11 protein-coding genes are annotated in these 12,002 nt (G+C 45.2%); 7 read left to right on the plus strand and 4 right to left on the minus strand.

The window, feature by feature from the left end:
* Positions 1-42: 42 nt before the first annotated feature.
* Complete coding sequence (locus EIZ48_RS02230) at positions 43-354, minus strand: hypothetical protein (RefSeq protein WP_160648475.1); 312 nt, start codon at positions 352-354, stop codon at positions 43-45.
* A 298-nt stretch (positions 355-652) separates the two neighbouring features.
* Here EIZ48_RS02230 and EIZ48_RS02235 point away from each other — a divergent pair, with 298 nt between their 5' ends.
* The gene (locus tag EIZ48_RS02235; RefSeq protein ID WP_160648476.1) at positions 653-919 is read left to right on the plus strand and encodes a DUF1289 domain-containing protein; all 267 of its coding nucleotides are present in this window, start codon (positions 653-655) and stop codon (positions 917-919) included.
* Between the two features lie 68 nt (positions 920-987).
* Here the strand turns inward: EIZ48_RS02235 and rplY are convergent, their stop codons facing one another.
* The 3 genes from rplY to EIZ48_RS02250 form a co-directional block, all read right to left on the minus strand.
* Positions 988-1,266, minus strand: coding sequence for a 50S ribosomal protein L25 (rplY, locus tag EIZ48_RS02240; protein WP_160648477.1), 279 nt, complete (start codon positions 1,264-1,266; stop codon positions 988-990).
* Between the two features lie 316 nt (positions 1,267-1,582).
* On the minus strand, positions 1,583-3,325 hold the full coding sequence (gene radD / locus EIZ48_RS02245; protein ID WP_160648478.1) for a DNA repair helicase RadD: 1,743 nt from the start codon (positions 3,323-3,325) through the stop codon (positions 1,583-1,585).
* 229 nt (positions 3,326-3,554) lie between these two features.
* Positions 3,555-4,049, minus strand: a complete 495-nt coding sequence (locus EIZ48_RS02250; protein WP_160648479.1) for a GNAT family N-acetyltransferase — start codon at positions 4,047-4,049, stop codon at positions 3,555-3,557.
* 278 nt (positions 4,050-4,327) lie between these two features.
* Here EIZ48_RS02250 and rsuA point away from each other — a divergent pair, with 278 nt between their 5' ends.
* The 6 genes from rsuA (at position 4,328) to EIZ48_RS02285 (ending at position 11,787) form a co-directional block, all read left to right on the plus strand.
* Positions 4,328-5,023 carry a 16S rRNA pseudouridine(516) synthase RsuA gene (gene rsuA, locus EIZ48_RS02255; RefSeq protein ID WP_160648480.1) on the plus strand — a complete coding sequence of 232 codons (696 nt, stop codon included), beginning with the start codon at positions 4,328-4,330 and terminating at the stop codon, positions 5,021-5,023.
* A gap of 364 nt (positions 5,024-5,387) precedes the next feature.
* Positions 5,388-6,578, plus strand: a complete 1,191-nt coding sequence (locus EIZ48_RS02260) for a Bcr/CflA family multidrug efflux MFS transporter (RefSeq protein ID WP_160648481.1) — start codon at positions 5,388-5,390, stop codon at positions 6,576-6,578.
* A gap of 8 nt (positions 6,579-6,586) precedes the next feature.
* Positions 6,587-7,237, plus strand: a complete 651-nt coding sequence (locus tag EIZ48_RS02265; RefSeq protein ID WP_160648482.1) for a DUF2913 family protein — start codon at positions 6,587-6,589, stop codon at positions 7,235-7,237.
* Positions 7,238-7,612: 375 nt separating this feature from the next.
* Positions 7,613-8,476 carry a hypothetical protein gene (locus EIZ48_RS02270; protein ID WP_205298567.1) on the plus strand — a complete coding sequence of 288 codons (864 nt, stop codon included), beginning with the start codon at positions 7,613-7,615 and terminating at the stop codon, positions 8,474-8,476.
* A 345-nt stretch (positions 8,477-8,821) separates the two neighbouring features.
* Positions 8,822-9,316, plus strand: a complete 495-nt coding sequence (locus EIZ48_RS02275) for a YcxB family protein (protein ID WP_160648484.1) — start codon at positions 8,822-8,824, stop codon at positions 9,314-9,316.
* A 569-nt stretch (positions 9,317-9,885) separates the two neighbouring features.
* Positions 9,886-11,787: a methyl-accepting chemotaxis protein gene (locus EIZ48_RS02285; RefSeq protein WP_160648485.1), complete on the plus strand. Its 1,902-nt coding sequence runs from the start codon at positions 9,886-9,888 to the stop codon at positions 11,785-11,787.
* The last annotated feature ends 215 nt before the right edge of the window (positions 11,788-12,002 follow it).

A 12,002-nucleotide genomic window follows, 5' to 3' on the forward strand; every position in this document is an offset into this window, starting at 1 on the left:
CGCTAGAGAGCGCGTTTTTAGATCTGTAAAGATCAAGTGTGATCAGCTGAAGAACTCGACGCTATTAACAGATGATTTAACGGCATGGATCGGATCAAAGTTGATAGCACCGCGATTAGGCGTGCAGACTTTATACACATTACCACAATCAAAAATAGCCAATACAACTTCATCGGTGCGAAAGACCGCTGGTAATGTTTTGCCGATCTCGCAAGTGCAGCTGTTGCCTTCGTGTTCCCACTCTAGCTTGAAAACGCGTTGGGCCTGAGATGGTGCAGAGACATGATTGGCAATTGATGAAAAAACAGATTCGGCCTGTGCTGGACTAGACGCCGATGGTACAAAAAAATCCATGGTTCCCTCCTGGTACACGTAGCAAAGACTTATAGTCAATCTACGTCAATAAATATTCAAGTTATCAGTCCTGATAACCCGGAAACAGTAACAGAATAGGGGAACACTTGGCAACATGGTTGAATAATCAAGCACATTAAATTGTCTGATATATACCCTTTATGGCTGCTGACTTCATCTATTTGTGAGAAAGCGTAAACAGACTGGCAGCCTAGTTTCTCACTCTGCGAAACAAGATTGGACGTGGTGTTGGCTTCTGCATATTATCAATTAAGGTACTAGATGCGGGGAGGGTAGGATGGAGCAACTTGAGTTTTTCTCAATCCCTAGCCCATGTGTCGGTGTATGCCAGGTAAATGAACGCGGGTATTGCAAGGGTTGTATGCGGAGCCGGGATGAGCGTTTTAACTGGCAGAAGATGACTGCTGATCAACAACGTAATACTCTGCGGCTATGCCGACAGCGTTATTTAAGGGTGATGCGCAGAAACAAAGCAGATAACCAACAACTATCGTCTGAGCAAGGCTTGAGCCCGCAACAATCACTATTTGACGAGAAATACTAAATTTAATAACCCACAGATATAAAAAAAGCGCCATAAAGGCGCTTTTTTAGAAGAGTATGAACTCGCAATTAGATGCGGATGAAGTCCATGTGCTCAACTTTTGGCTTGTACGCGTGACGCTGGATGTCTTGTGGCTTAACCTTAACTTCTGCGCCGTCGATCACTAGAGTGATACCTTCGTAGAACTCAGGCTTGTCCATCTGGTTGATAACTACGCTGTGCTCTAGAGCGATTGCAATCGGAGCTGCTTCGCCACCGTAAACGATTGCTGGGAACTGCTCTGCGTGACGTAGACGGCGGCTCGCACCTTTACCTAGGTCTGTACGTACTACTGCTTCAAATTTCATCTTAAATACTCTTTAAGTTAATTAAATCGGACTACTATGAGTAATGCGACCTTACTCAATGTCCTAAATCGAGCGCGGATACTAACATTGGAATGTGCATCCAGCAAGATAAATCCGTGAAAAGTCGTTTAAATATCTATATTAGCAGCTGCCTGTGCATTCCTTCCTCGTTTTAATCGTTAATTACCCAAAACTGATGAGGCATCTATTTCAGTGTTACTAGCCTGTTGAGTATAGAACCCTGCGAAATAAAGAAAGGCCGCTAAGTGCGGTCTTTCTTATATAGATAATATCGTCATCGTTTGTTGGTTGCTTATTAGCTCTTTTGGTACTGGTCCAGATCGAACAGCTTATCCCGGATTGCCCAGAAACGACCATTCTTTCGGGCAATGATAATTTCCGGCGGGCGTAAGCGGTGTTCACTGTTGGCCACTTTGGTCGGAGCCGTATCCGTAAACGGACGGTGGCGATCGACCAGGTGTGGATTGATAAACTTTTTCAGAAAGTTACCTTTCTGGGTTTTTGTTGCCAATGGCCAGACTTCGCTGATCTCGGATCCTTCGTCGCTGGTGTAAATCACCTTGAGCTGGGGTTTGTCGAACTTGTTTTTCCCTGGTTCCAGACGCAGATCAGTACACTTCATGATCATGGCGTCTTTGAGCTTTAGCGCATCGCGGAGCTTTTTGTCGGGATCAACCATCACGGCATTGCACAGGTGGCAGCGTCGGGCTGCAATGTCGTTGTCTGCGCCGCACTCCTCGCAATATTTGGCCCTGAAACGATATCCGCACTCCTCACGCTCGCCATCATCGTCTTCAAAGTAGCCCTGGCAGCGACGGCCGTAGTGCTCGATAAGAAAACCGGCAGGATCAAGCTTGCCCCAAAAGCTATTTTTGAAACCGCAGGCCGGGCAGGGGACCATGATCACTTCACTATCGCTGTTAGGTTTGGGATCGCCAACTTCCGGCTGATAGAGATCGTAGCAGTTTCCGGCATATTCCAGAATCAGGCAGTCTTTTTTTCCCTCAAACAAACGCAGACCACGCCCGACTATCTGCTGGTAAAGGCTGATAGATTCTGTCGGTCTTAAGATAGCAATCAGGTCGACATGGGGGGCGTCAAACCCGGTTGTCAACACCGAGACATTAACCAGGTATTTGATATCTTGCCGCTTGAACGCTTCGATGATCCGGTCTCGTTCGTCGAGCGGAGTATCACCAATCACCAAAGCGGCATTTTCATTGGCAAGGTAGCCCATGATTTCCTGGGCATGGTTAACCGTTGAGGCAAAAATCATGATTCCGCGGCGATCTTTTGCGTAGTCGATAACCTGATCGATGATCATAGGTGTTGCACGGGATGACTTTTCGATCACACTATCTAAATCGGCTTCACGGTAGTTGCCGCTAGCCGAAGGCTTGAGACTGGAAAAGTCATAGCCCATCACAGCCATATCCATGATCTTGGGTTCGGTGAGGTAGTTTTCATCCAGCAGATAACGAATGGGGAGCTCGAAGATACAGTCTCGAAAGAAACGGTCCTGCTCGGTGCGAACCTGCCCGCGGGTGTGGTATTTGTATATCCACCCCATGCCGAGGCGGTAGGGGGTCGCCGTCAGGCCAAGGATCTTGATCCCCGGATTAATCGCCTGCAGGTGGCTGATCACTCTTCGGTAGGCACTGTTCTCGTCGTCGGGCACCCGGTGGCACTCATCAATAACCAGTAGGGAGAATTCATTGGCAAACTGGTCGAGGCTGTTGGCCATTGACTGGACCGAGGCGAAGACCACCTGGCGATCTGTCTCTTTTCGTCCAAGTCCGGCCGAGAAAATAGAGGCCTTCAGGCCGTAGCTTTCGTATTTGCTGTGGTTTTGCTCGACCAGCTCTTTGACGTGAGTCAACACCAGTACTCGGCCGCGGGCTATACGGGCAAGTTCGGCAACCACTAGGCTTTTTCCAGCGCCGGTCGGCAAGGTGAGTACCGCCGGGGTACTGTGTTTGCGAAAATAATGTATCGTCGCTTTGACGCTGTCTTGCTGATAGGGGCGGAGGGTATACATATTTACTACTACTGATGGACATCAACTGATGAGCCAGTTTGCTCTCGAGGGAGAGAGTGTACCTGAAAGCTGTAGCCAATGGCGATAGGGGAAGCTGTTGACATGTATCGGCCCACCATTAAGTGAGCCGGGATAGACTGGATTGCTATAGCATGTGTAACAACGAGATAGCGAGCGGCTAAACCGTTTTGTTCAGGGCTACATTCAGAGCGTTGCTCAATTTATAGCGTTAAGATGCAATGTTCAGCGGCATCTCTTGCTGTTTGATCACCTTGGTCATCATGCAAAACTGTCGACGAGGAACAAAGCCGTGTTTTTCATAGAAGCTTCTGGCTCCGGCATTACCGATGTTCACTTCGAGCGACAGGGCATGTACACCTGCTTCGGTCACGTGTTGCTCGATTTGTGGGATCAGTGCAGTTCCTATACCTTGCTGTCGCCACTCTGGCTTGAGATAGAACTGGTCGATGAGACCAATGCGGCCCCCATATTCGAGGCTGAAGCTATAACTGACGATGATATGGCCAGCGATCAGTTTCTCGCCTTCTTGTTCGACTTCGATAAACCAGGCCTGGCCTAGCTCCGGGTTACTGATTAACTGGTGAATAGCCTGACTCGTTTGTTCGGCTTTCTGCGGGAGGACTTCATATTCAAAGAGTTCCTCAACGAGTTTAAGTAGCATATCTGTTGATGACAAACTTGGCGCAACAAGTGAGATGTTCATAGTACGACCTTTGTTGTAGGTTTTTTCATCAAATCCGTTCTGATGATACTGTATGTTTATACGTAACCTATGTGTAACATGTTCATAATTAAAGACCACGAAAAGCCAGAAATGTTCTATTTTTTGTAGCTTAGTTTGTGTTTGATTGAAAAGCTGGATCTTTCTCTCAGTTGCGGAAATTCTTCGTAAAAAAGATTGCAGATTGCCATGCACCTGTGTCTATGTCCGCTTCGATAAAATTGGTATGATACGCGTTTTTGCACCATGCGGAGCCAGTAATGAGGCTTGATAAATTTCTAAGTACCACTTTGGGTATTACTCGTAAAGAAGCCGGTAAACTATTAAAAAACAAACAAATTGAAGTGAACGGCGAGATCGTGAAAAACGGTTCGTTGAAAGTTACCGATGACTGCGACGTCGAGTTCAACGGTCGTTCTCTGAGCTTCAGCGGGCCAAGGTACTTCATGCTTAACAAGCCACAGGGCTTTGTATGCTCCCATGTCGATGATTACAATCCGACGGTGTTTGTGCTGCTGGATGAGGTCAGCCCGGAGAAGCTGCATGTGGCAGGGCGCCTGGATGGTGATACCACCGGGTTAGTCTTGCTGACCGATGACGGCCAATGGTCGCACCGTATTACGTCTCCTCGCCACGAGTGCGAGAAAGTGTATTACGTTGAGCTAGCAGATCCACTACCGGAAGAGACGGTTCAGACGTTTGCCGAAGGAGTACAGCTGCGCGGCGAGAAAGAGCTTACTCGTCCGGCCAAGCTGGAGATCCTGAGTGAACGTGAAGCGCTAATCACCATCTCGGAAGGAAAGTACCACCAGGTTAAGCGAATGTTTGCGTCGGTGGGTAACAAGGTTGTCGGCTTGCACCGTGAGCAGGTGGGTAATATTGAGCTAGATGAAGAACTGGAGCCGGGCGAGTACCGTCCGCTGACAGACGAAGAGATAGCCTACTTTCTGAAGTAACAGAGACAGAAAGGGCGACAGACAAGGGCGGTGTATCCGTCCTTTTTTGTGTCTTCAAGGTGCAAGTTTCAGCGAGAATTTACTGGCTTCTAGGCTAGGCGCTGATTTGAAGGCATAGTAGCTCTACGCCAATAATCAGCAACACAGCATAGAGGCCAATAAAACTCGCCCTTCGGGAGTGAGTCAGCGAGCTCACTTCTGTGTCAAATAATCTTGAAAGGGATAACCATGCCTACGTTTATTTTCCTTGAATTGAACTCGCTGAGCTCACTCTGAAATCAGCACCTTAAAGTTACTTGGGTATATTAGTCAATTCGTCGTACAATATCCGGCTACCTGTTCGAACCTCCAGTATTGAGAATTTATGACGACACAAGACAGTCAGAAGCTGAGCTTGCAATTGATCCTTATTTTGGGTGCCATTGCTGCGCTAACCCCGCTGGCAATAGACATGTACCTTCCTGCTATGCCAAGTATTGCAAGGGATTTGGCTGTTTCCCCAAGTGCTGTACAAACTACCTTAACGGCCTATACCGCTGGCTTTGCTATCGGACAGCTGTTACACGGTCCTCTGGCCGATAGTTATGGGCGTAAGCCAATTCTGATTATTGGTGTGGTGCTCTTTGCCATTGCAGCCTGCGTAAGTGCTATGAGCCAGGGTATTGTCGAGCTAACTTGGGTACGTGCGGCTCAAGGCTTTGCTGGTGCCTCGGCGGCGGTCATCATTCAGGCTCTGGTGCGGGATATGTTCGAACGTGAGGAGTTTGCCCGTACCATGTCATTTATCACCCTGGTGATGACAATTGCTCCGCTTGCGGCCCCGATGATTGGTGGTTATCTGTCGATTTGGTTTGGCTGGCGTTCTATCTTCTGGGTACTGGCCCTGTTTGCCGCTATCGTCATTGTGGCTGTACTGGGTAAAATTCCGGAAACGCTACCTGTTGAAAAGCGATTGCCTTTTCATCTTGGCTCGACCTTGAGAAATTATGCTCGTATGCTCACCACACCTACTGCGGTTGGTTTAATTTTCAGCAGCGGTTTTTCTTTCGCCGGAATGTTTACGTTTCTGACCGTTGGCTCCTTTGTCTATATTGATTTGTACCATGTCAGCACTGAAAACTTCGGTTTGCTGTTTGGCTTGAATGTTGTCTGCTTGATCCTGATGACCAGCATTAACGGTCGGCTGGTGAAAAAGGTGGGATCGCACTGGATGCTGCGTTTTGGCCTGACTATTCAGCTAATTGCCGGGATCGGCCTAGTGTGTGGCCAACTTTTTGCGCTCGGCTTGTGGGGCGTCGTTGTTCCTGTCATGCTTTTTGTCGGTACCATTTCTATTATTGGTAGTAACACGATGGCCTGTCTGCTGGCCAAGTATCCGCATATGGCGGGCACGGCCTCTTCACTGGCAGGAACGATGCGATTCGGTACCGGAACCGTTGTCGGCGGGATGGTTGCGATGATGCCAGATGCAACAGTTTGGCCAATGGCATTGACCATGGCGACATGTGCAGTATTATCTGCGGGTTTTTATTGGTTTATGTCCCGAGACGCTTAAGGCACCACATGGCAAACTTTTATCAAGAAATTTATACACTGGTCTCTGATGGGCTTCAGGAACTAGCCGATTCCCAGCAGGCGGGTAAAACGCCTCATAACCCGGTCAGTGAGACTCACTTCCTGAGTGCCTGGGTCACCAAGGCAATCAAACAGCAGCGTTATGATCACTGTTTGGCCAAAACATTGCTGGCTTGGCAGCAGCAGGCCCGCAGTATGGGGAAAAATGCCCAGTTAAAGCAGCAGTTTGAGCATATTTATCAGACTTTTTCCGGTATTCCTCGTGATGAGGACGTTGCCAGAGCGACGACAAGCGAGCAGCTTCACTCTCTTTATGAACTATTGGAAGAAGCTGACTGGCTCGTAACGACAGAGTATGAAGTAAACCGGAAAGTGACGCATCATACCGATGGCCAGGCTTCGCTGGTGGTGTGTTCGAAGCAATTTAAAGAAGGGATTTCTGAGCAGGGTGAGGTGATCAAGCCAATATCGCTCTATGTTCGCGGTGATGCGCAGTTCTTCGTCGACACTGCCTATAAAGCGGGACTCTTGATGTATAAAGTCACCGACTATAAGTCGAAAGTGAAGTATCACGGTGAATATCTTATTTACCCGCACAACGGCGGCACACACCTGCCTGAGTTGCCGACAGCTTCTTGAGCCTTCATCAGTACTGATTTGTACACGTTTTGATATTCTGACAGGCAAATACTCGATTTGAGCTTGTATTTCGCCTGTCTTTTCTAACTTATTTTTGCCCCTTAGTGAGTTTTGACCTTTTTTTAGATTGATTAAAATATCTAATGGATATGCCACTACAAACATCAATACTGATTAATTCAACCAGGTAGGAAGTAAGTTGTATCAGAAGAGTTTGTCTTGATCACACATTATTAATCGAGGTTCGTATTATCATCTTCACCAAGTAATCACATTTCCCAAGGTACTGAAATGAATAGAGTGTTTGCAGAGGTCCAACAGCTATGCAAAGACATAGTGTCAACAACATTGACGCTATTTAAGGTGATGATCCCTATGATTATTCTGGTCGAAATCGCAGATAAGTTAGGTGGGGTGGAGCTTCTTAGTGAGCTGTTAGAGCCGTTGATGAGTGTGTTGGGGCTACCTAGTTCGATGGCTCTTGTATGGGCAACCACCATGTTGACCAATTTGTATGCGGGCATGCTAGTCCTAGTTAATACCGATGTTGCATTGAGTGTTGCTCAAGTAACTGTCCTTGGCAGCCTATTACTTGTCTGCCATGGCCTTCCCATTGAAGGGATGATCTCTAAGCGAGCTGGCGTGCCAATGTGGACAACGTTAGCCGTGAGAATTGGCGGCGGTTTATTATTTGCGTGGCTACAAGCTATCTACTACGCACATACAGAACAAAGCCAAGAGCTTGCTCAGATCCTATGGAGCAATGATACAGCGGGTTATGCCAATTACTATGAATGGACGTTAGGTCAGATTGAAAATCTCTTTGCCATCTTTTGTGTGATATCTGCTCTTATCGTGATGCTGAGACTGTTAAAGCTCTTTAGAATCGAGCATCTAATGTCGTTGTTGATGGTGCCTTTTTTGAAGGTGCTAAGAGTCAGTCGGGAGGCGGCTAACTTGGCTGTTATCGGCATCACATTGGGTCTTTCCTATGGTGGTGGTTTGATTATCAATGAATCTCAAAAAGGGCGTCTCACGAAACATGATGCGGTAATCACAGTGTTACTTCTGAACTTGGTTCATAGTGTATTTGAAGATACCGCGTTGATTATGTTACTTGGCGCTGACCTAAATATGATTCTGTGGGCTAGGATAGTTTTCTCAATTGTTACAATGACTGTTATCTCTCAGGTCTATCTAACGGTGGTCACCCAAAAAAGCGCAACAGCTTCCCAATAAATGCCAGCATTAGGAGCAACCCGCTAATCTCGCTGTCTCTTGAAATTCGCAACGAGGTTTTGTCCAACTGGGAGTCAGCTTAGTTGCTGCTGACATTGTGTTTGCGCACCAGCTATCAGCGTTATATAGCATTACAGAGCGCCTAGGTTTTTAGCTGGCTGATGCATCATTTAATACCAATTTGGATAGCAACTGGCTATGGTGTGAGTAGACTCTGTCGGTATTAATGATTTACAAAAGAGGATAAAAACAGCTAAAGAAAAGCACCGAGAAGCTATACAATACTAGAGTTGCGAGGTCGCAGCATGGGATACACATTCACAGAAAGCCTCAAAGTAGCCACATATGTCTAAAGATTTTAATTTCACCACAGAATACACCCTCGACAAGACCTTTTTTGCAGAGTGTTATGATCAAACTAGTCGTCCTGCTGAATTTCCCAAAGCCTATTTAAAAGGAATACTTTTTCTTCTTTTTGGGGTGGTTTTAGTAAAATTTGAGCTACTACCCAGCGGGTACGTTGGTTGGTTCTTTATTGTTTTGAGTATTATTGAGGCACTTAGTGTTTATTTTAAGAGAACCTGGTGGTTATGGCGACAAACACTTAGCATGAGCTCTGGCAGCAAAGTGGTATTTCATGTTGATTCTAAGGGTGTGAGTTATAAAAGCGGTAAAAACACCCGTAACATCGACTGGAGTGAAATCGACCAACTTCAACAAAGCGATTTAGGTTTTATCCTTCATATGGGTAAACAGCGTCAATATGTCAGTAAATCTTGCTTAAATGATGAAGTGATCGCGTTCATGGTAGAGCAGCACGCAGTATCAAAAATAAACTAACGTCAATGCGCGCAAAATAGAGGTAATGAAACGAATACGGTCAGGCCTTTCATTTTGCTTTTGATTCGAATGGTTGAGCTTCTAGCTTGGGGGGAAGTATCACGGTAAATATATTATTTACCCGCACAACGGCGGTACGCACCTTTCTGAGTTGCCAACGGCTTCTAAAGTACAGCTAAATATGTGCTGACTTTTAAACGCTCTGATATTTAGGCAGGCAAAGAGATACTGGAACTGAGTACCTCTTGCCTGCTTTTTATAATTTGTTTATGCCCATAACCTCTCATTTTTTCAAAAAACGGGACTCCAAACCCGATATTATCTCCTGCATCGTTATACAATTTAGCTGAAAGGCGTAACTCAGAACTGGACAGAAGCGAGCCAGTCTATTTGGTCGAGATATACCTGCTAGAAAGCTTTCCACGTTCCAAATAGCAAAACGGCATCGCTTCTTTAAGCATATTTATCCTTACGCTGTGTTTATATTAGTCCTAGAACTGAATTTATATATTAAGGCGCTTTCATCTTGGTATTGATGATGCTGTGAGTAAAGTTTAAAGGTTGTGTAGATGAGAAGTTTAGGATTAAAAAAGGTACTGATTTTATCAGTTGTTCTACTAGTTGGATTGTCCGTTTCTATTTCTAGCTATGTACTTTTTTTGCAAGAAAAACAGGGCTTAACCAATGATATTATTAAGAATGGTCAAGACTATGTTAAGGGGCAAAGTCTTGCTATTGAAAGTCTTATTAATGAAAAAGTGAATGGGCTGAGTGGGCTCGCCAAATTGTATAAAAATCAAGACTTTCAAGGTAGTAGTGATGAAATTATTCAACAAGCAAAAATTTTAGCTGCAACCTTTAATACAGGGAGTGCCGCGATTTCCTTTGAAGATGGTCGATCGTACTGGAATGTTGAGGCAGAAGATTATCCTGATCACTTGTATACAGGTGATGTTAGAAAATTAAGCTGGTATATAGAAGGACGCCAAGCGCCAGGGGTTACTGTCTCGGAGCCTTATCTATACGGAAGTACGTATTGGATAACTATTATTGAAAAAATTAAGAATGGTGCTTTTTCCACGGATATGGAGTTGGGGTTTCTAAATGAAATCGTCAAAAGGGCCAATAATCTGCCGGGTACCACGGCTGTCATTTTAAATAGCGACACGACTATCCTGGCAAGTTCGTCACCAGATTTGGAACTAGGGAAGAAAGCGACCTCTTACCAGTGGTTTTCAACGTTGGCTAATAAAGCGGTGGATCAAGATAGTACAACGGAGACCTATAAACTTAATGGGGAAGAGAAGATATTTTTCTCACAGAGAATAAGGGCTGGAGACAAAAATTGGTATTTTTGTATTGGTATAAATGAATCGGTTGCGTTTGCAAAATTGGATGCTTCAGCTACTTCGGCAATAGTCATTACATCTCTAGCCGTTATCATCAGCATGCTACTTACTTTTGGTATCCTAAATATACTTTATCGCCCCATCATCGCCTTGAAACAGACAATTCTTGACTTATCCAGTGGTAATGGCGATCTCACTCAGCGTATTGAAGTTCGTACTGATGACGATTTGGGGCAAATATCTCAAGGTATTAATCAATTCATTGAAAATCTGCAAGGTATGATGCTGGAGATAAAAAGTACAACGGTAGAGTTGCAATCCCATACTGAGCGCATGCGAGAGCAATCTAAAAAAAATGATGAGAATTTAAATTCACACTTAGCTGAAACTGAGCAAGTCGTTACTGCAATCGAAGAAATGAATTCAACAGCGGATGCGATGGCAACAGATGCGTCTAATACTGCTGAAATTACGCAAAGAGCCAATGAGGTTGGTAGTACTTCACGTATTATTGCCGAACAATCAAAGAAAACCATTTCTGGCCTTATCACTGATGTTGATAGTGCCGTTGACAATGTTGCTCAAATGAGTGAAAAAACAGAAAACATTAATGGCATTTTAGAGGTAATAAATAGCATTGCTGAACAAACAAACCTGTTAGCTTTAAATGCTGCAATTGAAGCGGCGCGCGCAGGCGAACAAGGCAGAGGTTTTGCGGTTGTTGCTGACGAAGTACGTAGCTTGGCAAGCCGTACTAAAGACAGTACAGAAGAGGTCGAATCCGCGCTAGAGTCTCTACTTCAAGGCACTCAAGATGTCGTAAAATCAATGGATAACACAAAATCTCGTTGTCAAGATACGATTTCTAGCTCGAGTGAGGTCGAAGAAAGCTTAGGTTCTATGAGCGATTTCGTGAATGATATTCATGATTTAAGTTCGCAGATCGCAACTGCCGCTGAAGAACAAAGCTGCGTAACTCAAGAACTGACCCGGAACATGACAGAAATAAACAATATCGTTCGTGAATTAGAAGAGAATGGTAAGAGCGCTCTTCAAGAGGCTGATGATATTGCCAACTTAAATAAACAGCTTTCAGCTATTGTGGGACGTTTTAAATTGTGATGAGGTAAACTTAATTGGTTACCCGTACTCTTATTTATATATCAAAGCCTTGACAGAAGTTGAGGCTTTATTTTAGGTTCTTCGCAGATTAGCGGGAACTGAAAACAAAAACGGTAGTAAGTGATATGGTTTAGTCGCCAAACAAAAACCTACACAAACTACCGTTTTCATGTCGAATAATACTTTCCTATCTTCCTTCTGGGAAGGCTTTCAGA

The sequence above is a fragment of the Photobacterium alginatilyticum genome, from assembly GCF_009910675.1.
GTDB classification, from domain to species: domain Bacteria; phylum Pseudomonadota; class Gammaproteobacteria; order Enterobacterales; family Vibrionaceae; genus Photobacterium; species Photobacterium alginatilyticum.